17 protein-coding genes and 5 pseudogenes are annotated in these 22,328 nt (G+C 44.4%); 15 read left to right on the forward strand and 7 right to left on the reverse strand.

Annotated features, from left to right (window positions below; translation table 11 throughout):
• Nucleotides 1-25: 25 nt before the first annotated feature.
• Complete coding sequence (locus GQR42_RS13595) at nt 26-2,179, reverse strand: polyribonucleotide nucleotidyltransferase (protein WP_158200369.1); 2,154 nt, start codon at nt 2,177-2,179, stop codon at nt 26-28.
• A gap of 530 nt (nt 2,180-2,709) precedes the next feature.
• On the opposite strand from GQR42_RS13595, the gene GQR42_RS30005 reads away from it, so the two are divergent.
• Together GQR42_RS30005 and prfA are read left to right on the forward strand one after the other, a co-directional pair.
• Nucleotides 2,710-2,889, forward strand: coding sequence for a hypothetical protein (locus GQR42_RS30005; RefSeq protein ID WP_158200370.1), 180 nt, complete (start codon nt 2,710-2,712; stop codon nt 2,887-2,889).
• A complete protein-coding gene (prfA, locus tag GQR42_RS13605) occupies nt 2,868-3,968 on the forward strand; it encodes a peptide chain release factor 1 (protein WP_158200371.1) in 1,101 nt (366 codons plus the stop codon). The genes GQR42_RS30005 and prfA overlap by 22 nt, the downstream gene beginning before the upstream one ends.
• Before the next feature lie 205 nt (nt 3,969-4,173).
• Here prfA and GQR42_RS13610 read toward each other — a convergent pair whose 3' ends face one another.
• On the reverse strand, nt 4,174-5,349 hold the full coding sequence (locus GQR42_RS13610; protein ID WP_158200372.1) for a transaldolase: 1,176 nt from the start codon (nt 5,347-5,349) through the stop codon (nt 4,174-4,176).
• Between the two features lie 210 nt (nt 5,350-5,559).
• Here GQR42_RS13610 and rpmI point away from each other — a divergent pair, with 210 nt between their 5' ends.
• The 4 genes and pseudogenes from rpmI to GQR42_RS28795 form a co-directional block, all read left to right on the forward strand.
• A complete protein-coding gene (gene rpmI / locus GQR42_RS13615) occupies nt 5,560-5,763 on the forward strand; it encodes a 50S ribosomal protein L35 (protein WP_002781071.1) in 204 nt (67 codons plus the stop codon).
• Between the two features lie 31 nt (nt 5,764-5,794).
• Nucleotides 5,795-6,142 carry a 50S ribosomal protein L20 gene (gene rplT, locus GQR42_RS13620; protein WP_151696679.1) on the forward strand — a complete coding sequence of 116 codons (348 nt, stop codon included), beginning with the start codon at nt 5,795-5,797 and terminating at the stop codon, nt 6,140-6,142.
• A gap of 13 nt (nt 6,143-6,155) precedes the next feature.
• The gene (locus GQR42_RS13625; RefSeq protein ID WP_158200373.1) at nt 6,156-7,112 is read left to right on the forward strand and encodes a PhoH family protein; all 957 of its coding nucleotides are present in this window, start codon (nt 6,156-6,158) and stop codon (nt 7,110-7,112) included.
• A gap of 94 nt (nt 7,113-7,206) precedes the next feature.
• Nucleotides 7,207-7,344 (forward strand): annotated as a pseudogene (locus GQR42_RS28795) (IS4 family transposase); the annotation flags it as partial.
• 223 nt (nt 7,345-7,567) lie between these two features.
• Here GQR42_RS28795 and GQR42_RS13630 read toward each other — a convergent pair.
• The 3 genes and pseudogenes from GQR42_RS13630 to GQR42_RS13640 all read right to left on the reverse strand — a co-directional run.
• Entirely contained in the window at nt 7,568-7,801 is a 234-nt protein-coding gene (locus GQR42_RS13630; RefSeq protein WP_233271411.1) for a hemolysin XhlA family protein, read from the reverse strand.
• 365 nt (nt 7,802-8,166) lie between these two features.
• Nucleotides 8,167-9,135, reverse strand: coding sequence for a cysteine synthase A (locus GQR42_RS13635; RefSeq protein ID WP_158200374.1), 969 nt, complete (start codon nt 9,133-9,135; stop codon nt 8,167-8,169).
• 6 nt (nt 9,136-9,141) lie between these two features.
• A pseudogene (locus GQR42_RS13640) lies at nt 9,142-9,360 on the reverse strand (PhoH family protein); the annotation flags it as partial.
• 208 nt (nt 9,361-9,568) lie between these two features.
• Between GQR42_RS13640 and GQR42_RS13645 the strand changes: the two are divergent.
• The 3 genes and pseudogenes from GQR42_RS13645 (at nt 9,569) to GQR42_RS13655 (ending at nt 12,281) form a co-directional block, all read left to right on the forward strand.
• A pseudogene (locus GQR42_RS13645) lies at nt 9,569-10,488 on the forward strand (hypothetical protein).
• 441 nt (nt 10,489-10,929) lie between these two features.
• Nucleotides 10,930-11,706 (forward strand): annotated as a pseudogene (locus tag GQR42_RS13650) (ISL3 family transposase); the annotation flags it as partial.
• Between the two features lie 35 nt (nt 11,707-11,741).
• Nucleotides 11,742-12,281 (forward strand): NUDIX hydrolase, encoded by a 540-nt coding sequence (locus tag GQR42_RS13655; protein WP_158200376.1) that lies wholly within the window; start codon nt 11,742-11,744, stop codon nt 12,279-12,281.
• Here GQR42_RS13655 and GQR42_RS13660 read toward each other — a convergent pair.
• Nucleotides 12,274-12,456, reverse strand: coding sequence for a hypothetical protein (locus tag GQR42_RS13660; RefSeq protein ID WP_158200377.1), 183 nt, complete (start codon nt 12,454-12,456; stop codon nt 12,274-12,276). The genes GQR42_RS13655 and GQR42_RS13660 overlap by 8 nt on opposite strands.
• A gap of 186 nt (nt 12,457-12,642) precedes the next feature.
• On the opposite strand from GQR42_RS13660, the gene GQR42_RS13665 reads away from it, so the two are divergent.
• Nucleotides 12,643-14,868, forward strand: a complete 2,226-nt coding sequence (locus GQR42_RS13665) for a glycosyltransferase (RefSeq protein WP_158200378.1) — start codon at nt 12,643-12,645, stop codon at nt 14,866-14,868.
• A 171-nt stretch (nt 14,869-15,039) separates the two neighbouring features.
• Nucleotides 15,040-16,647: a DUF7305 domain-containing protein gene (locus tag GQR42_RS13670; RefSeq protein ID WP_158200379.1), complete on the forward strand. Its 1,608-nt coding sequence runs from the start codon at nt 15,040-15,042 to the stop codon at nt 16,645-16,647.
• A 76-nt stretch (nt 16,648-16,723) separates the two neighbouring features.
• On the opposite strand, the gene GQR42_RS13675 is transcribed toward GQR42_RS13670, so the two are convergent.
• Nucleotides 16,724-17,470 carry a DUF4079 domain-containing protein gene (locus GQR42_RS13675; RefSeq protein ID WP_158200380.1) on the reverse strand — a complete coding sequence of 249 codons (747 nt, stop codon included), beginning with the start codon at nt 17,468-17,470 and terminating at the stop codon, nt 16,724-16,726.
• A gap of 39 nt (nt 17,471-17,509) precedes the next feature.
• On the opposite strand from GQR42_RS13675, the gene GQR42_RS13680 reads away from it, so the two are divergent.
• The 4 genes and pseudogenes from GQR42_RS13680 (at nt 17,510) to GQR42_RS13700 (ending at nt 22,324) form a co-directional block, all read left to right on the forward strand.
• On the forward strand, nt 17,510-17,716 hold the full coding sequence (locus GQR42_RS13680; protein ID WP_158200381.1) for a hypothetical protein: 207 nt from the start codon (nt 17,510-17,512) through the stop codon (nt 17,714-17,716).
• 35 nt (nt 17,717-17,751) lie between these two features.
• Complete coding sequence (locus GQR42_RS13685) at nt 17,752-19,242, forward strand: UDP-N-acetylmuramoyl-L-alanyl-D-glutamate--2,6-diaminopimelate ligase (protein ID WP_158200382.1); 1,491 nt, start codon at nt 17,752-17,754, stop codon at nt 19,240-19,242.
• 314 nt (nt 19,243-19,556) lie between these two features.
• Nucleotides 19,557-20,487 (forward strand): annotated as a pseudogene (locus tag GQR42_RS30010) (RNA-guided endonuclease InsQ/TnpB family protein); the annotation flags it as partial.
• A gap of 256 nt (nt 20,488-20,743) precedes the next feature.
• Complete coding sequence (locus GQR42_RS13700) at nt 20,744-22,324, forward strand: serine/threonine-protein kinase (RefSeq protein WP_158200383.1); 1,581 nt, start codon at nt 20,744-20,746, stop codon at nt 22,322-22,324.
• Nucleotides 22,325-22,328: the final 4 nt, after the last annotated feature.

Below are 22,328 nucleotides of genomic sequence, written 5' to 3' on the forward strand. Positions count from 1 at the left end.
AGTTAACCATGAACAAAAAATTTACCTAGACTACAGTAGCAGCCTTACGGGCAGCGGCGGCCTCATCGGGATGAATACCGAGACGGGTGAGATTGAGACGACCTTTACTATCGATCTCCCGTACCTTGACTAACACCTCATCCCCCACGGCCACTTCATCCTCGACCTTACCGACGCGTCCCTCGGCCAATTGGGAAATATGGATCATTCCCTCTTTCCCCGGCAAAACTTCCACAAAAGCGCCGATTTGGATAATGCGAGTCACGCGACCGAGATAAACCTCACCCTCATTGAGTTTGCGGGTCATATTGTAGATCAGTCGTTTAGCTTTTTCGGCCTGTTCCCCATCGGTGGAGGAAATGGTGACAGTCCCATCGTCATCGATGTCGATTTTCGTGCCGGTCTGTTCAGTAATCCCTTTAACCGTCTTACCACCTGGCCCGATGACTAACCCGATCAGATCCGGATCGATCTTGATCGTCAATAACCGGGGTGCGTGGGGAGATAATTCCGTGCGCGGTTTTTCTAGGGTCGCTAACATCTTTTCTAGGATATGTTTGCGGGCCGGTAAAGCTTGTTCGATCGCCTTGGCCACCACTTCCAGGGTTAAACCGGGGATTTTCATATCCATCTGGAGAGCGGTGATGCCAGAATCAGTGCCAGCCACCTTAAAGTCCATATCTCCCAGAAAATCCTCGATACCCTGGATATCGGTCAAAATCCGCACTTCTTCCCCTTCTTTAATTAAACCCATGGCCGCACCGCTAACGGGTTTTTTCAGGGGAACACCGGCATCCATCAGCGCCAGGGTAGAACCGCACACGGAACCCATGGAGGTGGAACCATTAGAAGATAGGACTTCCGACACCACCCGCAGCACATAGGGAAACTCCTCCTGGGGGGGAAGGACAGGTACGATCGCCCTTTCCGCTAAAGCACCGTGACCGATTTCTCGACGGCCGGGAGAACGCATGGGACGGGTTTCACCGACGGAAAAGGGTGGGAAATTGTAGTGATGAAGATAGCGTTTTTCGTCTTCGGGATGGAGGTCGTCCCCCAAATCCTGAGCATCACCGGGGGTGCCAAGGGTGGCGATCGAAAGCACCTGGGTTAAACCGCGATTAAACAAACCGCTACCGTGAACCCGACGGGGTAAAACTCCCACCCGGCAAGAAATCGGCCGTACTTCGTCCAGTTTGCGACCATCAACCCGCACCCCATCCTCGATAATTTGGGCGCGCATCAGTTTTTTGGTCAGATCCTTGAAGAGATTACCGATTAACTTCGGTTCTTCCAGCGTTGGAGCTTTTAAGGGAGCTTCATCGGGGAGAGCGGTTATCGTTTCCTTGAGCCGATTTTCGATCGCCTCTAATTTCTCATCCCGTTCGGTTTTGCTGAGGGTAAACTGACAGAGAATCTGTTTAATTTCCTCTTTAGCTTGTTCTTTCAGGAAATTCTGCACAGTTTCGTTTACTGCCGGTGCTTCTCGGGTGACGAGGGGAATACCCAACTGATCGATCAATTCCCGTTGAGCGCTGATCAGGTCGCGGACCGCTTCATAACCAAAATCGATCGCCTCAATAATATCCCGTTCCGGTAACTGATTGGCTCCCGCTTCGATCATCACCACCCCTTCGGGACTACCGGCCACCACTAGATCCAATTCTCCGTTATGGATTTCCTTGTAGGTGGGATTGATGATAAATTCATCCCCTAGTAAACCGACGCGCACCGCTGCCATCGGCCCTTGGAAGGGAATCCCTGCCAACATAACCGCCACGGAAGCTCCAGTAACGGCCAAAACATCTGGGGGGACTTCCTCGTCCATCGAGAGGGTTGTAGCGACCACCTGAATATCATCCCGTAGCCAACTGGGGAATAGAGGCCGCAGGGGGCGATCAATCAAACGACCAGTCAGAATTGCTTTTTCCGGGGGACGACCTTCACGACGCAAAAATCCTCCCGGAATGCGGCCGGCAGCGTATAATCTTTCTTCGTAATCAACGGTTAAGGGCAAGAAATCTACTCCTTCTCTGGCTTTGGCTGTGGTTGCTGTCACTAAAACCGCCGTTTCTCCCGATTGGATCAGAACACTACCGCCAGCTTGGGGGGCTAAAAGCCCTATTTTTAGTCGAATATCCCTGCCATCAAAGGATATTGACTTGTCAAACTCTTCCATGTAAAGTTATATTCCTTTCTTTCACTTTTCTCTGTGCTGTGGCAATCCTAGCATTTTTTGTACCCCTTTCCGACAGGTTTAGTATTCAGTGATCAGTTATCAGTGATCAGTTATCAGTGATCAGTTATCAGTGATCAGTTATCAGTGATCAGTTATCAGTGATCAGTTATCAGTTATCAGCTTTTTTCTCCCTGCTTCCATCTCCCATCTCCCCCGCAACGCGCACGAAGTGGTCTCCCCACTACCCCACTACCCCACTGATAACTGGTTACTGGTCACTGATAACTGAAAATACTCCCCACTACCCCACTGATAACTGGTTACTGGTCACTGATAACTGAAAATACTCCCCACACCCCACACCCCACACCCCACTTTTAAACAGGATTTAAGATTACTTGCTCAAACTGTCCAAAAAATGATAGCTTCGGATATAGGAATAATCTGGTTAAGAAAAAAATGTCTTCCCTTGCCGCTTGCTGGCCCAAAAATATTTCTAAGTATTAGCAAAACTGACTGACTCTCAGCAGTTGAGCGGGATTTTTCCTAGCTCGAAGAACTCCAGACAAAGAAAATTAAGACAATTAAAAGGATTGCGTCTCTATTATCTGTCAGACGCTTCTAATCCAGTGAATTTGCGGGTTATCTTCAAATTAACCCCGTTTAACCCTATTGGTGGCTATCGATTATGGCTGAAAGTTATTTACTAAACAAACTGCAATCTGTAGAACAGACCTACAAAGAATTAACCCGTCGTCTAGCGGATCCCGATGTCACCGGTAATCCGGGTGAATTACAGCGTCTGGCCAAATCCCGCGCTTCCCTAGAGGAAACGGTCAACACCTACGAAATTTGGCAAAAAAGTCAAGAGGATTTAATCGGTGCGAAACAAATCTTCAAAGAATCCGCCAGTGATCCCGAATTACGCGAAATGGCCGCCCTAGAAGTGGCAGAATTAGAGGAAAAAATCGCCACTTTGGAAGACCAATTAACAATTCTGCTGCTACCCCGGGATCCCCTCGATGAAAAGAATATCATGCTAGAAATTCGCGCTGGGACTGGCGGTGATGAGGCCAGTATTTGGGCGGGGGATTTAGTGCGTTTGTACTCAAAATATGCCGAAACTCAAAACTGGAAAGTTAGCCTTTTGAGTGAATCTCCGGCGGATATGGGAGGATTTAAAGAGGCAATTTTAGAGATTAAAGGCGATAACGTCTATAGTAAGCTGAAATTTGAGGCGGGAGTCCATCGGGTGCAGCGGGTTCCCCTGACGGAAGCGAGTGGTCGCGTCCACACTTCCACCGCTACCGTGGCGATTATGCCAGAAGTGGACGATGTGGAAGTGCATATCGATCCCAAGGATATTGAGTTAACCACGGCTAGATCCGGGGGGGCAGGCGGTCAAAATGTCAATAAAGTGGAAACTGCGGTCGATTTAATCCATAAACCCACGGGAATCAGGGTTTTCTGCACCGAAGAGCGATCGCAATTGCAAAACCGGGAACGGGCCATGCAGATTCTCCGGGCGAAACTGTACGATATGAAGTTACAGGAACAACAGGAAGCGGTCAGTTCCATGCGGCGCTCTCAGGTGGGAACCGGTTCCCGTTCGGAAAAAATTCGCACCTATAACTATAAGGATAATCGTCTCACCGATCATCGCTTAAATCAGAATTTTTCCCTCGATCGCATTTTAGATGGCGACATCGAAGGGGTGATCCAATCCTGTATCGCCAAGGATCAACAGGGAAAACTGGCGGAATTAGCCGCTGCCCAAGAGACAGCTTAATCAGTGATCAGTGACCAGTGATCAGATTTTAGTTTTCAGTGAAATAGTATTAAGTGGCAAGTTCAGAGCTTTCTTTTCACTGATTACTGATTACTGGTTACTGTTCACTATTCACAACAAAAAGCTACCCACTCCCTGCACTTTCCCCACCGGTGCGTGAGTGCGGGTGGGGACTGATGCTGGTTCGTTCAACTCACGACTAATTCTATGCTTCCACTAAACGAAAAGCCGCACCTAAACCGACAGCGATCTCATCGGGAGAAATTTTCCCATCATGGTTAATATCGATCGCATCGAATACCGCGTCGGTTCCTGCCCATTCTTCCCGGGTGATAAAACCATCCCCATCATGATCATAGACTCGGAAAATATCTTCGGCGGCGTGTTCTAGGGTTGACTGACCTTCCAACTGGGTTAAACGTTGAATCAGCAATTGTTCTAATAATTCTAAAGCTTTGGTAAAACCTTGAATACCTTCCGTTAGTTTTTCGGAAGCCATGGCATCTTCGGCGTGCATTTTCTCAAAAGTGGCTTGATCCATGGGGATTTTGACAATATCAAGGGTTGCAGCCAATGCTGGATCGAGCTTCCGGGGTAAATCGGCTTCTGTCTCTTGCAATTGTTCGAGAAGTTTCGGAGAAATGGTTAAAAGATCACAACCAGCTAACTCGCAAATTTCACCGATATTGCGGAAACTTGCCCCCATAACTTCGGTTTTATAACCAAACTTTTTATAGTAGTTATAGATCTGGGTAACGGATTGGACTCCAGGATCTTCAGCGCCAACGTAGTCTTTACCAGTTTCTTTTTTATACCAATCGAGAATCCGACCGACAAAGGGAGAAATTAAGGTTACTCCCGCTTCCGCACAGGCGATCGCCTGATGGAAACCGAATAATAGGGTTAAATTACAGTGAATTCCCTCTTTTTCGAGGACTTCTGCGGCTTTAATGCCTTCCCAAGTTGAGGCAATTTTAATTAAGACTCTTTCTCTAGAGATAGCTGCTTGTTCATACTGGGAAATGAGATAACGGGCCTTGTGGATGGTAGCTTGGGTATCGTAGGAAAGACGGGCATCCACTTCGGTGGAGACGCGGCCGGGGACGATTTGCAGGATTTGTAGGCCAAAACCGATCGCTAGGCGATCAAAAGCTAATTTGGCCACATCTTCTGGGGTGGCCTGCTCCCCTAATTCTTTTCTGGCCGCTTGCAGGGTTTGATCGACAATCGGCTGATATTGGGGCATTTGGGCTGCAGCCGTAATCAGGGAGGGGTTAGTGGTGGTGTCTTGGGGGGTAAAAGCTTCGATCGCTTGGATATCGCCGGTATCGGCAACAACCACTGTAAATTGGCGTAATTGTTCTAGTAGGGTTTTAGCCATGACTTCTCCAGATGCGTGTTAACACGAGACTTCATCCACATCTTAGCGATTCGATCGAGAGGAAGGGGAAAAATTCCCGATTGATTTAATTCCCAAGCACAGACCTGGCCAAAGTCGGGATAAGCCGGGGAATCTTTTAGCTACTCCTTGCCCAAAGTCCTCTATTTGTGATATTATTAGTGATTGTGTCGATTTAATAAAAGGGAGTTTATGCCCAAGCTAAAAACGCGAAAGGCGGCGGCCAAACGATTCGAGGCCACGGGAAGCGGCAAAAAAATCAAACGTCGCAAAGCCTTCAAAAATCACCTACTCGATCATAAAAGTGCCGAACGCAAGCGCCGTCGTTTGTCCCAGATTACCCTGGTACACGAGCGCGACGAGAAGGAAGTGCGCTTAATGTTGCCCTATTTGTAAGTTTTCCAGAAAAATTGTCTAAAGGATTATCATGTCTAGAGTAAAACGGGGGAATGTCGCCCGCAAGCGACGCAAAAAAATTCTCAAATTAGCCAAAGGTTTTCGCGGTTCTCACTCGCGCTTATTCCGTACCGCTAACCAACAGGTAATGAAGGCCTTGCGGAATGCCTATAGAGACCGTCGCAAACGGAAACGCGATTTTCGTCGTCTTTGGATTACCCGCATTAACGCGGCTGCCCGTCAACAGGGCATCAGTTACAGCCAACTGACCGGACAATTAAAGAAAGCTAATATCCTCCTCAATCGGAAAATGTTAGCCCAATTAGCCGTCCTCGATCCCGTCGCTTTTGCTAAAGTGGTAGAACTAGCCAAAGGATAATTTAACCCCAAGCATGACGGAAACTTGGCAAACGATTCAATTCCCCAGTTCAGAAAGTGCGATCGCTTTAGCAGGTCATCAAGAAGCTAACCTCAAATTGATAGCCAGGCAAACTGGGGCGAATTTAGTCCTCAGAGGGATGGAATTACGGATTGCGGGGCAACCAACCCCCGTGGAGCGTGCGACAGCGATTGTACGCTCCTTAAGTATTTTATGGCAAGAGGCCAAGTTAATCGCCGAAGCCGATATTATGACCGCTATCCATGCCCTCGATACGGGGCGTTCTAGCGAGTATAAAGAACTACAGCAGGATATTCTCGCTCGTACCCGTCGCGGGGAGCCAATTCGGGCGAAAACCTTCCGTCAGCGTCAATATATCCAAGCGATTCAAAGTCACGATATCACCTTTTGTATTGGACCTGCCGGCACGGGGAAAACCTTTTTAGCCGCCGTTTTAGCCGTACAGGCTTTATTAGAAGATAAAGTAGAACGGATTATCCTTACCCGGCCGGCCGTGGAAGCAGGGGAAAAACTAGGCTTTCTCCCGGGGGATTTACAGCAAAAAGTCGATCCTTTTCTGCGTCCCCTCTACGATGCTTTATACGAATTTATCGAAGCGGCTAAAATTCCCGACCTGATGGAACGGGGTAAAATCGAAATCGCTCCCTTAGCTTATATGCGGGGACGAACCCTAGCTAATGCTTTTGTTATCGTTGATGAGGCCCAAAATACCACCCCAGCACAGTTAAAAATGGTCTTAACTCGCTTGGGATTTGGTTCGCGCATGGTAGTAACTGGAGATGTCACTCAAACCGATTTACCGCAACCACAGGAATCGGGGTTAATTGCCGCTCAAAAAATCCTCAAATCAGTAGAAGGGATCGCTTTTTGTTACCTATCGCGAGCCGATGTGGTGCGTCATCCCCTAGTACAAAAAATCGTCTCAGCCTACGAACAGCACGAAAAATAACAGACTGTTGAGATAGTCGCTCTTGTACTCTTGCGAGAGGGTTAGCAAGATGTCTAATTAATTTTGCTTAGGTACTTACTGCTCTTACTCTCGTCACAGAACGGTACAATTAGAGAGATTAGCTGCCCTATTTCCTCAACCAATTACCTTTGAAAGCAGAAGAAGAAATTTACAGAGGTTTCTCAAGTTACCGCAATTAAGTGTGAAATTCTTATGGTTTCCGGTTCTTCGTTAAGTAGGGTTTGCGGCAAAAAGTTTTTTGTGGGGGCAGGGTGTGGGGTGTAGGGTGTGGGGTGTAGGGTTTTACCGATTTTGAGGTAGTCAGTTACCTAATTTTCAGGGAAAAAGTACCTGAATTTTACCCCCGATCACTCCAATGGTCAGCACTTTTTGAGGGGAAAAAAGTCTAAAAGCCTTATCCAACAAGGTTTTTAGATTTATTCAGCCAACCCTAATTATGATTGAGAAAAAGGGAGAATAATATAGCGAATGACTGTTCCTAGTGAAATTGTTCCCAAGATGCCGATTAACGTCCAAATCTGTGCTTTCTGAGAGCCTTTTAATTCTTTTATATCTTCTTTTACCCCTTCAATATCTTTTTCTAAACTATCGACTTTTTCCTCTAATCTTGCCTGTACTATTTTAATATCCATAACATCTTTTTGCAGATTATCTAACTTCTGATTAATTGAACCTCAAACTTCTTTGAGGTCTTGTTCAAGAGTAACTGACATCTAAGGATTCTCCTATAGCGGTATGCAGTCGAATGAGGTATACTGCAACAAGCTATAAGTCAGTCTAGGCAAGACGATGGTCTGTATCTCACTCAAGCGAATACCGCTATAATAATGATAGTTATCAGTATTATTGTCTATCTTGTCTCAGGTGCTTGCCAAACATTGCGCCTCATTTTACCTTCCTGCATTCCCTAATTGTTGCCCTACCGCTACCATTATCTCAACTAATCTCCGAGCCGATAATGCCTGATTTTCCTGTAAAATTCCGGGTTCATCGCCTTAATCTAGCTGACGGCTGACTTAACCCTAATAACAATTTAAGCCAACCCTTTCTCAGCCAACCATTGAGGATTATATAAACGAGATTGATAACGGGCCCCACCATCACAAAGAACAGTAACAATAGTGTGGCCTGGCCCCATTTGTTTAGCTAAAGCTACTGCAGCACCAACATTAATACCCACAGAACCCCCCATAAATAAACCATCTTTTTGTAATAGTTGATAAACAACTTTGATGGCAGTGGGATCATCAATTTGAATGGCATCATCTATAGGTGCGCCTTCCATATTAGCCGTAATACGACTATTACCAATCCCTTCAGTAATTGAACTACCTTCAAGGGTAATTGTCCCGGTTTTCACATAACTATATAAACCGCTACCCATCGGATCCGCCACCAGGCAGCGCACCTGGGGATTTTGGTCTTTTAAAAACATCGCCACCCCCGCGTAGGTTCCCCCAGTTCCCGTGGCAGCCACCCAAGCATCAATTTTACCGTCGGTTTGTTCCCAGATTTCCTGGCCAGTGGTTTCGTAGTGAGCGCGACGATTAGCCAGATTATCGAATTGATTAGCCCAGATAGCATTTTCCATCTCGCTGGCCACTCTCCCCGATAATTTAACGTAATTATTGGCATCCCGGTAAGGAACGGCGGGAACAGTACGCACTTCCGCGCCAAGGGTTCTCAATAGGTCAATTTTCTCTTGGGATTGGGTATCGGGAATGATAATCAGGCATTTATAACCTTTAGCATTGCAGATATGCGCCAAACCGATGCCAGTATTGCCGGCGGTTCCTTCGACAACGGTTCCCCCCGGTTGGAGAGTACCAGCTTTTTCCGCTTCTTGGATAATATATAAAGCGGCGCGATCCTTGACCGAACCACCGGGGTTAAGAAATTCGGCCTTACCGAGAATCTCGCAGCCAGTTTCCTCGCTAAAACTATTGAGACGAATTAGGGGAGTATTACCCACCGCATCGACGAAACCATTTTTAATATCCATAATCTGTTATTTTTCGTGCTGTTCGTAGGCTGAGACGGTTTTTTGTCCTAAGGGATGACGCACCACATCGGCCCGCGATAGGTAAGAAAAAGCGATCCCTTCTACTGATTTTAGGATTTTTTGAGCGGCAATTAACCCCGATTCCTGTGGTTGCCGTAAATCGGTTTGGGTGACATCTCCAGTTACTACCATGCGCAAACCGAATCCCAAGCGAGTTAAGACCATCAATGCGATCGCACTTTCTCAACTGGGGAATTGAATCGTTGGCCAAATTCTACCACTTTAGCAAAAGCGACGGGAGCGAGGATGGCTAATTGGGCTAACATTTTTCAATTGTTGTCTTCGCTGGAAATATTGATTAAATTGGAAGTTTTTTAGCTGTTATTAGTTACTTAACCTAATATGGTGGTGGCATTCTGTAAGGAGTCCCGCCGTGACTAACAATTCGATCGAGCCTTTGACTATTGGCAATACGATTAATACTGCCTTCCGTCTTTATCGCAATCGCTTCCAAACTTATGTATTCTTTGCTGTCCGCGCCTGCTTGTGGTCGCTTCTTCCCTTAATTTTGCAATTAATTCTCAGTCAATTACTTTATCAAACAATTACCCCCGAAGAAGGCAGCGATATCGGTTTACGTTTATTTCTTTTCCCGATACAAATTTTCTCGGCCGCTAAGTCTCTTTTCAATAATGCGGTTATCTCACGATTAGCTTTTCAAGACATCATTTATCAGCCGGAAACTTCCGGACAAGCAGAAAAAAAAGTTAAGCCGAAAATGTGGCGCCTGTGGTGGTTGCAGGTTTTGATCGGTTTGTTGGGAGCGGCAATAATTTTGGCGATAACGCTGTCTCTGGTGCTAGTAAGTTTTATCCCCATCCTTGGTGTATTGCTTATTTTACTGGCTTTTTTCTGTCTTCCTTTTTTCTTCCTTTGGTTATCTGCTCGGATTTACATTGCCGAATTGCCCTTAGTAATTGAAGATAATTTAGGTAGTTGGCAAGCAATCAAGAGAGGTTGGCATTTAACTAAAAACTCGGCTTGGAGAATTGTGGGTGTGATATTGATTGCCAGTTTATTAATTATTCCAGTTTATCTTCTGTCGGCGGTTTTGGCTTCAATTCCCCTCTGGGTCAATTTTTTCTCTTTTTATAGTAGTTTGGAATCGGTGGAGGACTGGGAAACGCTCACGGAAAATCCTCTTTTTTTCCGACAAATGGCGATGTCTTCCTATGGGCTGATTACTATTTTCTCACTTCTGAGTATTTTATTAGTTCCTTTTTGGCAATCTCTCAAAAGTGTGATCTATAATCATCTTTTGAACCAGAAAAAAATAATGGGGGAGAATACTAATAACTGAGCGGCTGTTGGTCAGGGTAAGCTCATCTAATTTGGTATAAATTGTACTTGACAAAGATTTATAAATAGGGTAGGAAACTCCCTATAGCACTGTCCCGCACCGCCAGTACCCAGACTTAGCCTCTGCTACCTATGTATAGTTTATAAGTAGCCTTAGTCTAACTGTTGTTGATTAAAATTAAGGATCTTCGGGACTTGTTATGGGAATAATTAATTTAAAATAAAATTCGATGAGAGCGCCTACGCCCAAAAGTGGCTGAAATTCATACAGGTAAGGACTTTAGGCACAAACGGGTTAATACCAAAAGGCTGAAGAAATTATTGCTCAAGACCTATCGAAATTACGGCGGATTCATGTTTGTTCCGGTACATTCTCCACGCCGAAAGGCTTATCCAATAAGGAATTGACTGTGCCATAGGCATCAAGCAACCGCCGTAAAAAGACTAGGAATCGATGAAATCGCTCTAGTCAAAGGACAAAAAAATTACTGTGCAGTTTTAGTAAATTTAGATACGGGAAAACTAATAGCTATTCTAGAGAAGCGAACACAACATGAGTTGAGAAAAATGCTTACAGGCTGGGGAAAAGAGGTGTTAGGGCTAATTGAGGAAGTGAGCATAGACCTTTGGTTGCCCTATAAAAATCTGGTGAAAGAATTGATACCATCGGCCGAGGTAGTCGCCGATAGATTCCATGTAATGAAACAAATTAATCAAGAGTTAGACGAACAGAGAAGAGCAGAAAAAAGAGCCATAGAAGCGCAGAAAAATAAAAAACAGAAAGCGGAAAAAGAAGCCAAGCTAGAAGTTTTAAAGCGAAGTAAATATAGCCGGTTAAAAAATGAAGAAGATTTAACGGAAACCCAAAAAATCAAACTAGAAGCTATCAAAAAAACTTGGCCAAATTTGAAAGAGATGCACGAATTAAAGGAAGAATTCAGAAGGATGTACGAAACCTCAAAGAATCCGAGAGAAGGACTGCTATCCATCTCGGAATGGTTGGCAAAATCCTCCAGTATTTTTCCCAAGAGTTGTCAAACAATCCGAAACTGGTTTGGAGAAATCATTAGTTATTTCGAGCGAAGGACAACGAATGGATTAGTCGAGGGAATCAACAATAAACTTAAACTAATAAAACGGCGAGGCTATGGCTTGAGAAACTTTCGGAATTTTTGGGTTAGAAGTATGTTGTCTTGGCATTTTGTATGTTAATTTAGCATAAAGAGTAACGAAGAAGCAAATTTTATATGTCTGAACCGCCTCAATTTCTCCAACAACGTCTTTTTTATCAGGGTCGCGTCTTTCAATTTGAAGTCTCGAAACTCCGTTTACCTAACGGTGTCGAGGGAGAATGGGAATGTGTCCGTCATCCAGGGGGCGCTTTAGCAGTTCCGATCACCAAGGAAGGTCAATTAGTTTTAGTACGCCAGTATCGATTTAGTTTGCAAGCTCGAATTCTGGAATTTCCCGCAGGAACGATCGATGAAGGAGAAGACCCTGCTACGACGGTCAAACGAGAATTAGAGGAAGAAGCGGGCTATCGGGCGCACAATTGGCAATCTTTGGGTAAATTTGCCCTAGCACCAGGTTATTCCGATGAATACATCTATGCTTTTCTGGCGCGGGAGCTGGAAAAATTAAGCTTGCCCCCCGCTCAAGATGTCGATGAAGATCTAGAAGTGGTTTTTATGAGTTTTGAGGAAATGGAATCAGCGATCGCCAAGGGAGAATCGATCGATGCTAAAACTATTACTAGCTTCTATCTGGCCCGTTTAGCTCTTAATTAATCTTTTCAATCACCGCTTGTCCTAGTTGAATCAACTCAAAACCGATAAAAAGGCTTAAAATCAGGGTGACAGCCTGATTAAGCAGGGGTATATTGCCTTTGCCTAGAACAGAAGCGACGAATTTGACCACAACTAAAACGAGAGCGCTAACAACGGCGATTTTGACGGCTATCATAGATTAATTTTTCCTCACGGTTAACCAAAGTATACTATTTCTACACTTTTTCTGGCTAGTTTCACCTTGGGCTTGATACAAAATGTAGCATTTTGGTGGAGAGCGCTCCTGTCATTGCCAAAAATGCACAGGATTTTGTTAAGAATTTTACAATATAGTTGGATTTATTTGCTCAGAAGGAGATTTATGTCTAACCAAGAATCGATTTTTCCGTTCTCTCAAAAACCAGTGTATTCCTCCCTATTAAAGTCGATTTTATCGATAATATCAGTTATTTTAATTATGTTAGCAGTGATCGGCGGGCTAATGATGGTCAGTTTATCATTATGTTGGTCAGAACACAATATTGATCGATTAATCCTTGGCTTAGTAGAAGAAATTTTTAACCCATTTGCTTGGATCAAAGTTCCCACAGTTACTAATAGCTATCAATTATTATTACCCACAGTTATCCTGCTAATTTTTACCCAGTCAATCATTTTCTTGTCTCCGCGTCCGCAAGTTTGGTCAAGATTAGTCATTATTTCTATCACCCTAGCTATCACCCTGCGCTATCTACTCTGGAGAATTCTGGAAACCTTAAATCTTTCTACCCCTCTCAATGGCTTTTTTAGTTTACTCCTTTTAGGCATTGAGATGATGGTTTTAAGCAGTAGCATGATTCAGTTAGTTTTAGTCTTAACCACGAAGGATAGACGCAAAGAAGCTGATTTTTATAGCCAAGCGGTGATCGATAAACAGTATTTACCGACGGTAGATATCCTGATTCCCACCTATAATGAACCAGCTTTCATCTTAAAAAGAACTATTATTGGTTGTCAAGCCCTTAATTATCCCCATAAAAATATTTATATTCTCGATGATACCCAGAGAGCAGAAATTCATCAATTGGCAGAAAAATTAAATTGTCATTATCTGACTCGTGAGGATAGAAAAAACGCTAAAGCAGGTAATTTAAACCATGCTCTCAGACAAACTCAAGGAGAATTAGTGGTGGTTTTTGACGCAGATTTTATTCCTTGTCAGAACTTTCTAGAAAGAACTGTTGGCTGGTTTCAAAATCCCAAAATTGCCTTAGTGCAAACTCCCCAAAGCTTTTATAATGCAGATACTATTGCCCATAACTTAGGTTTAGAAAATATCGTTACTCCCGACGAAGAATTATTTTATCGTCATATCCAACCAGCTAAAGATGGGGTGGGTAGTCCTGTCTGCGCTGGCACTTCTTTTATTGTCAGAAGAAAAGCCTTAGAGGAAGTGGGCTACTTTAATATAGAATCTATTAGTGAAGACTATTTTACCGGGATTGCTATCTCTGCCAAAGGTTATGAAGTTATTTACTTAAATGAAAAACTCAGTGCTGGTTTATCTGCCGAAAGTTTATCAGCTTATTTACGGCAAAGATTGCGCTGGGCAAGGGGAACTTTACAGGCCTTTTTTATCAAAGCTAATCCCCTAAAAATTGCGGGACTAACTATACCCCAAAGATTGGCACACTTAGAAGGACTTTTATCTTGGTTTTCTCCCTTAGCTCGTTTATTTTCTCTGCTTATTCCTCTCCTTTATACCTTTGGATATATCGTACCTTTGAACATTACCATCGATGAGACAATCTATATCTTTTTACCCTACATGATGCTGCAGTTAGGCACTTATCACTGGTTAAATTCTCGCTCGCGCTCGATTGTTTTTTCTGAGGTACTATCGATGATTATTTGTGTCCCAACATCCCTAACAGTTCTCCATGTTCTTTGGAAACCCTTTGACAAAGGATTTCAGGTGACACCGAAGGGAATTGCTCGCCAAAATTATCAATATAATTGGCGTTTATCCTACCCATTGCTCTTTTTCCTAACTATTACTTTAATTAGTATTTTCTTTAATTTAAATCATCATAATTATCAAGAAAGTCACCTAAATTTTGGCTTGATTTTGGCTATATATAACGTGGTTATTATCATGACTGCTTTAGTGGCTTTATTGGAAGCTCCCCTCGCCCTAGAAACTCAATACCAATTGCTGGAATATCCTGTTAACTTGATAACAGAATCGGATATAATCATACAGGGCAATCTGAAAAAACTTTCGGAAATAGGGGCAGAAATTAACCTGAGTCAACCCATCTACCCGCCCGAATTACTCCTAGATATTTTAGGCGAAGATTTGCGCCTATCGTCTCATCTAGTCAATCTAGAAAAACGAGGAAAAATCTGGCAAGCAACCCTTAAATTCCAGCCACTTAGCCTATCAGAGCAGAGAAAACTAATTAATTTTCTGTTCTGTCGTCCTCAGCGCTGGCCAGTGAAAAATACGGCGGGAGAATTACAATCTCTTTGGTTGCTAATTATCAGCTTTTGTCGGGGAATAGGCTTGATTTGTCGGGTATTTCTGAATCGAAAAACAGCCCTTTAGTTTCGTCAAAAGTCGAAAATACTTATCGGACAATTACCTGCTGTTTGTCGTATCAACTGGCCTTTGTCTGTGATTTTACTCACAGTGCTATTCCTGTATTCTCACAGTTGTCACTTGACCAAAACTTGACAGTATTATAATAAAAGTAACCATTCTTAGATGGACTGGCTTATGAAAAATCGTTTATACCTTGACCTGATGGCTAATAAGGAAAAAGGGTTTGCCTTGCCTCTTGCCCTGTTAATTGGACTTATCCTGATGGGAACAGGAATAACTATGATGATGCGCGCGCAAGGAGACCAATCGAAAGTAGTTGCCCAAAAAGCCCGGGCTGATAGTTTAGCAAGTGCCGAAGCTGGGGTAGCTCGCGTGCAGGATTTACTCAATAGCGTTCGAGTTATGGCGAAGTTTCCTAGTCATTGTAAATCTGGGGAAGACTGTTGGCAGACCGCCGAAGTGGCTACTAATCCCAGTACCAAATTACAAAAAGATTTAAAAAAATTAGCCATTGCCACCGCCTGTGGTAATGACAGTCGTAGGGATGAAATTGCCAACAAAATCCTCGCACCAACTAATCAACGAGCAGAAAATCCAGGATTAAGAGATTTGACTACTGGTGAATGGTTTGATCTCGGTAATAATCGTTATTATCGCATGGTTGGATACAATTTTACCCCAAGGTCTGACCCCAAGATTCTGGGTTGGGGATATCTCACCCTCGAAGGACGTTCTCGCACCAGTCCCGAAACAGACTTAACTAAAACTAATATCGATAGAGATAGTGACGATAATGCCGCCTCCCGTAACCGGGTGGTGGTAACTATCCATATTGTTGGTTCCCTTCCCCCCGCATTCAATCGCTCCAAGGCTCCGGCTTTGTGGATAAACAAGGGGGCCACGGAAGATGCAGATCAAACCAGCCAGATGAGGTCGAATGCGGAGTATTCTGGCGGTGCTAAATTTGAAGGGGATGTGGTGATGAGCGATACCACATTTGACAAGGGAACTTTGCAACCAAAGCTAGAATGTTTTATTAACACGAACAAAATTCAACAGCCCAGACCTGCACTCGATACCCCCTACAAAGCGCAATTTGTCGATGAGAGCTTACCCAGTTTACCGAAGATTCCCGACAACGTTCCCGATAACCAGCGAAACCTAAAACTCTCCGAGAGCAAGACCATTTTTCCCAGAAGAGATGGGGATGGTGACATCACTGATACCACTTCTACCCGCAAGATTAACGATCAAGACGTAGAGGTATACGAGTATATCTTTGATTCTATCGACTTGAATGATCGGGAAATTACCATTACTCCAGGAGAACGGGTAATTTTCTATGTTAGACAGGATATTACTGGTAACGGTGGCATCGAACACGACTGCAGCACTGTTAGCTCACCCACGGTTTGTAAAGCGGGCAATCTACAGATTTATGCCTATAATCAATTAGCTTCAGATTCTGCGCAAATTTGTCTGAAAGGGAGCAAAAAACTAGAAGCGTTTATCTTTGCTCCTAACTATTCCCTCGGCAAAAACGGTAGCGGTGCTTTCGTCGGTGCCGCCTGGGGTAAAGATTGGGGCAAAAAGACGGACTGTGGCTCAAATAACGATGCTGTTGCTGTTACCCAAGGGGTAGAATGGACTGACTTACTCATCCCGAAACCAGGCTACTTAAAAAGTTTGCCCCGAGTTGGTAAGATTGCCAGTTGGTGTCAGGAACCCATACCGGAAAAGGATGATACCCCCACGAAGCCATCTAAGTGTGTACCCGATTAATTTCCCGATTGCTTCACCCTCTCCCAGTCCCTAAAAAACTTGAATAGAGAAAGGGTGGATTCAGTCCATCCTTTTTTTAACTTATCGGGTTGTTGAGGGGGGTTGAGGATTTCGGTTCAGGACAGGTTTTATTGGTGAAATCACAGCGATAAATTGCCGGTTTTTGCCAACTGAGGGGAATTTCCAGCAAATCCCTCGAACCGGTCATGGCTTGTCCCAGAAAGAGAGCCAGAGCGATACAATTGAGAATTGTATGGGCAATGCGCCAACGATGGGAACGGTCTTTATAGATATCTTCGACAATGGCCAGAGAGAAAATCATCAGTAATGATGCCGCCATACCGATATAGTAGTGGGACCAGTACCATTGGGCCGAGAGTCGCCAGACTCCATCCTGAGAACCGATAATAATTAAACCCATGCCAGTCAGGGTGGCAAAAATTCCGCGCCAGAGGCCTTGTCTAGCGCGGTAGAGACAGACCAAAGAGGTAATGGTGACAAAAAACATCAAAATCACAAAAAAGACCTGAAAGGAGTCTAATTTTCCGTCTTTTTGTTGATCGACAAAACCATTAAAACCGTAAACGACCGAGTAAGCTAGTGCTAACAGGTTAACCCCTACCACTGTACCCGTTAACCAGCGGCCTAAGCGTAGATGTTCTGGCCCAGCCACTGGGGGAATTTTACTTTTATTTCCTGCGTTGGTTTCTAGGCGACGTTGACGGGTTTGCCAAGCAAAGTTAACTACGAGGCCGATAATAGGGAAAACGACCACTATTGCTAGGACAGGATGAATTAGAGCCAGAAAATCGACGAATTGCATATAAATATCCCGAAAATCTCCGCAGAAAATCGTCAATAGTTGACAAGCTATAGCCTTGTTTTTTCAGCTTATCGCAGATATCAGGAGCCTGTCGTCAGGAGATTATTTTTATTTATTCTCCCCACACCCTACACCCCACACCCTACACCCCACACCCCACACCCTACACCCCACAACACCCCACACCCTACACCCCACACCCCCACTTGCCATTTCGGTCTAGGAACCTCTTTGATTATCGGCTAATCTAAAAGCAGCAATCCCTAGATTCAATCCTGACTATGAAACTGCAAGAACTTTTAACAAATATAACTCCGGTTTCCCCGATTTCTTCTCCTATCGCTTCTATTACCGAGATTACAGGAATTTCCACCAACTCCCATGCTTGTCAACCGGGAGATCTATTTATCGGTTTACCCGGTACTCGCGTCGATGGCGGCGAATTTTGGCGTTCTGCTTTGGAAACCGGGGCCGTAGCGGCGATTATCTCCCCGGCAGCCGCAGCTAAATTTCCCCCTCCGGAGGATGCTTCGGTGATGGTTGTGGAAGATTTAGTTGCTGCCACTGCTGCGATCGCTGCCAAATTTTATCATTATCCTGCCCAAACCCTAAAATTAATCGGTGTGACGGGAACCAACGGCAAAACCACCACCACCCATCTAATTGAATATTTTCTCAGCCAAGCAGAGATTCCCACCGCTTTATTCGGTACTCTTTACACCCGTTGGCAAGGATTCCAAGAAACCGCTAATCATACCACCCCTTTCGCTAACGAGTTACAAGCTAGTTTAGCCAAAGCGGTGAGCGCCGGCAATGAAATCGCCGTCATGGAAGTTAGTTCCCATGCACTGGCCCAGGGACGGGTACAGGGTTGTACTTTTCCCGTGACGGTGTTTACCAATCTCACCAGGGACCATCTCGATTATCACCTCGATATGGAGGATTATTTTGCCGCTAAAGCTAAATTATTTAGTCCCGATTATCTGCAAGGTAAGGCGATTATTAACCTTGATGATGAATATGGTCAACGATTAGCGGCCTCCCTCTCTCCACAACAGGTTTTAACCTATAGTGTGTCCGATGCTAGTGCCGATTTTTATACTAAAGATTTACACTATCAACCCACGGGAGTGGAAGGGGTGATGGTGACTCCCCAAGGGGAAATAGCCTTTGCTTCTCCTCTGGTGGGTCAATATAATCTAGCTAACCTCTTAGCGGCGGTGGCGGCAGTGTTAGAATGTGGTGTAGATTTAGGGAAAGTAATCGGTCAAATTCCCCAGTTTTCAGGAGTACCGGGGCGGATGGAACGGGTTAGCACCGCCCCTGACCAAGATATCAGCGTCATTGTCGATTATGCCCATACTCCCGACAGTTTAGAGAATGTTTTAACAGCTTCCCGGCCCTTTATTTCCGGTCGGATGATTTGTGTTTTTGGTTGTGGCGGCGATCGAGATCGAACCAAACGGCCGTTAATGGGTAAAATAGCCGCAGAATTAGCAGATTTAGCCATAGTTACCTCCGATAATCCCCGCACAGAGTCTCCCGAACGAATTCTTGAGGATATTATCGCTGGCATTCCCCCAGAAATTACTGTTCAGGTAATTAGCGATCGCGCTTTGGCCATTGACACGGCTATTCAAGCAGCACAACCGGGAGACGGAGTAATTATTGCGGGTAAGGGTCACGAAGACTATCAAATTTTGGGGACAGAAAAAATCCCTTTCGATGACCGCGAACAGGCCCGGACCGCTTTGGTGAAAGTGAAAAAGTGATTAGGGGATAGGAGACAGTTATCAGTTGCCAGTAAACAGTTATCAGTGACCAGTGAACAGGCCATCGGCGAATTTTTACCTAAAATGTCGGATGAATGCCCCCGCTACATTTTTCGACAAGATAAGCTTTTACGCATTTAAGTTACATTGACAGCATTACCCTTATTTTTCAGTGGGTGGAATTAAATATAAGATGAACCTAGGTTGGGCTTCGGCCGTGAGCTTTTGCCGAACGGTTGAAGCATGAAACCCAACGCCCGATTATGTTACGAAGTGCGCTAACCCATCTTACAAATAATTGTGCCTCCCTACTTATTAAACGGGTAAGAGTTGTTAGACGTGCTGACGGTTATTATTGCCAGTTTTTGATTGACGTAGAACGGCAAGAATACAACGGGACAAATAACAGGAATTGACTTAGGGTTAAAGGAATTTTATACCGATGCTCAAGGCAATACCGTAGAAAATCCACGTTATTTAAGCAAATCAGAAAAACGACTAAAAAAAGCACAAAGGAGATTATCAAAACGGTTCCGTCAAGGAAAAAAACAGTCTAAAAACTATCACAAGCAACGGATAAAAGTAGCTAGGCTTCATCTTAAAGTGTCAAGACAACGTCAAGACAAAGCAATTAAAGACGCTTTGGCGTTAGTCCAGTCTAATGATCTGGTAGTCTATGAGGCTTTAAAGGTAAGAGACTTAGTCAAAAACCGTAAGCTGGCCAAGTCGATTTCTGATGCTTCTTGGTATCAATTCACTGAATGGTTGAATTATTTGGCGTTGTCAGATCAGAATATGAAAGACGCAATGCAATCCTTGCTATCAAAGTAATTTCAGTTCCCAGCTGATTCGGATCATCTTTCAATTTGACAACGCCAATTATTTTGCTAAGATTTATCGGATTGTTTGTATTGCTGTACCACCGCATTTTACTAGCCAAGATTGTTCAGTTTGTGGAACGAGAGTTCAAAAAACCTTAAGCACTAGAACTCATCAATGTCCTAATTGTCAAACAGTCTTAGATAGGGAGCATAATGCAGCAATAAATATTCTTAAAAAAGGGTTACAATATTTGGGAAATCATCTCAACGGTACTGTTGGGCAAACAGAAACCGACCCAAACACCTTGGGAGAGTCCGGCAAGAAAGGTTCTTAATGGAGACATTGAGAATCTAAGCTGTCTCGTTGAAGCACGGAATTTCCGATAGTGATAGGTCAAGAATCCCCCGTCACAGCGTAGCTTGACGGTGGGAGTATGCCAAAGTTTTTCTATGTGTTAGGATTGAGGAATCAAGATTGGCAATCCTAGCATTACCAGTCTTCCAATTCCGAGAATCCCTCGCATGAGTGCTTCGGGGAGCGTCAAGGCACAATCCTTTAAAGTTAAAATATCTCCCAAAACTGAAAGCGGAGATAGAGCAAAAATTTCCTGATAGCGAAGGGCTAAATGCTTGCCGCTATAGGAATGAAAACCCCTAATAAGGTCAATTAGTGACTCTAGATGAGCTACTGCGTTAATCCAGCCTGTTCTCAACCGAAAAACGCTCCGACAGCGTCAATCTGCGAGAATTGCGGTTCAAAACTTCTTCTGCACGAGCGTTATCAAATCCTAAGGATTTTAGGGAAAGGAGGGTTTGGGGCAACTTTTGCTGCATCGGATCTGTCCCTACCGGGTAAACCAATATGTGTGGTCAAACAACTGCGACCTTCCACTGACGATCCTAAGGTTTTTCGCATGGCCAAAGAACTGTTCGAGCGAGAAGCGGAAACCTTGGCTAAATTGGAGATTCATCCCCAGGTTCCCCGATTATTAGATTATTTTGAAGATAATCAACAGTTTTATCTAGTTCAAGAATACGTTAAAGGTCATAACCTGCACCAAGAGGTAAAAAAACGCGGTCCCTTTAGCGAAGCGGGGGTCAAACAGTTTTTAAGCGAACTTTTGCCGATTTTGAAATATATCCACGCACATAAGGTAATTCATCGGGATATCAAACCCGCTAACCTAATTCGTCGGCAAACAGACCGAAAATTGGTTCTAATTGACTTTGGGGCGGTTACAAATCAAGTCAACACTATGATTGCTCATACCAACTCTCAAACCCCTTTCACTAATTTTGCCTTGGGAACCCAAGGTTTTGCCCCTCCTGAACAGATGGTCATGCGTCCCGTCTACGCTAGTGATATCTATGCGGTGGGAATTACCTGTCTCTATCTACTCACGGGCAGCTCTCCTAAAGATATCGAAGTTGATGTCAATACAGGTGAATTACTCTGGGAAAAATTAGTCAAGGTTAGTCCCCAGTTTGCCCAAGTCCTGAAAAGAATGCTGGAAGTCTCTGTCCGTCATCGCTACAAATCCGCCCAAGAGGTAATGGATGCTTTAGACATGACAGCTTATGCCGATAGTCTAGCCCAAAGTTTAATCGCCGCTCCACTGGTTACTTCCCCGAAACCCCGACAAGATTCAAACCTGATAGCCAATTCCTCCGTTTCTGCCCCGCCAAGTTGCAAATTTCGCCCCAAAAATCCAGGGGCCTCTCCAGATAATATGCTGGGGGGACAGATGGCTTTTTCAATTATTAATACATCTGTATTGGCTAAAGGTAAAGCCCGCAGCACCAAAGAGCTAACCTCACTGAAGAAAAAACCCCGCTTAGATGAAAAAGCGATTCTCGATGCTTACAATAACGGCCGGCGCAATTTTGCCCAAGAGGAATTACCGAATCTCAATCTGGCCAAAGCAAAACTTTTGGGGGTAAATTTCTATCAATCCAAATTAACAGGAACTAATTTACAAGGGGCAGATCTGTCCAATGCTGATCTGGGCCGGGCTAATCTCAGTCAAGCTATTCTCAAAAATACCAATTTAAATAATGCCTATCTCGGTTATGCAGACCTCGAAAGCGCCGATTTACGCGGGGCTAATCTCACCCACGCCCATCTTCGCCACGCTAATCTCAAAGATGCTAATCTTTGTGGGGCTAATCTCTGTGATGCCCAAGTAACTCAAGAACAAATCGCCTTAGCAAAAACCAATTGGTTAACAGTTATGCCCAGTGGCAAACGCGGTTTCTGGTAAGGGA

Origin of the sequence: Microcystis aeruginosa FD4 (genome assembly GCF_009792235.1) — a bacterium.
GTDB lineage: Bacteria > Cyanobacteriota > Cyanobacteriia > Cyanobacteriales > Microcystaceae > Microcystis > Microcystis viridis.

Coding starts and splice junctions, on each gene's coding strand:
- GQR42_RS13595 (WP_158200369.1), bottom strand. CDS start 2,179: ATGGAAGAGTTTGACAAGTCAATATCCTTTGATGGCAGGGATATTCGA.
- prfA (WP_158200371.1), top strand. CDS start 2,868: ATGGCTGAAAGTTATTTACTAAACAAACTGCAATCTGTAGAACAGACC.
- GQR42_RS13610 (WP_158200372.1), bottom strand. CDS start 5,349: ATGGCTAAAACCCTACTAGAACAATTACGCCAATTTACAGTGGTTGTT.
- rpmI (WP_002781071.1), top strand. CDS start 5,560: ATGCCCAAGCTAAAAACGCGAAAGGCGGCGGCCAAACGATTCGAGGCC.
- rplT (WP_151696679.1), top strand. CDS start 5,795: ATGTCTAGAGTAAAACGGGGGAATGTCGCCCGCAAGCGACGCAAAAAA.
- GQR42_RS13625 (WP_158200373.1), top strand. CDS start 6,156: ATGACGGAAACTTGGCAAACGATTCAATTCCCCAGTTCAGAAAGTGCG.
- GQR42_RS13635 (WP_158200374.1), bottom strand. CDS start 9,135: ATGGATATTAAAAATGGTTTCGTCGATGCGGTGGGTAATACTCCCCTA.
- GQR42_RS13655 (WP_158200376.1), top strand. CDS start 11,742: ATGTCTGAACCGCCTCAATTTCTCCAACAACGTCTTTTTTATCAGGGT.
- GQR42_RS13660 (WP_158200377.1), bottom strand. CDS start 12,456: ATGATAGCCGTCAAAATCGCCGTTGTTAGCGCTCTCGTTTTAGTTGTG.
- GQR42_RS13665 (WP_158200378.1), top strand. CDS start 12,643: ATGTCTAACCAAGAATCGATTTTTCCGTTCTCTCAAAAACCAGTGTAT.
- GQR42_RS13670 (WP_158200379.1), top strand. CDS start 15,040: ATGAAAAATCGTTTATACCTTGACCTGATGGCTAATAAGGAAAAAGGG.
- GQR42_RS13675 (WP_158200380.1), bottom strand. CDS start 17,470: ATGCAATTCGTCGATTTTCTGGCTCTAATTCATCCTGTCCTAGCAATA.
- GQR42_RS13685 (WP_158200382.1), top strand. CDS start 17,752: ATGAAACTGCAAGAACTTTTAACAAATATAACTCCGGTTTCCCCGATT.
- GQR42_RS13700 (WP_158200383.1), top strand. CDS start 20,744: ATGAGCTACTGCGTTAATCCAGCCTGTTCTCAACCGAAAAACGCTCCG.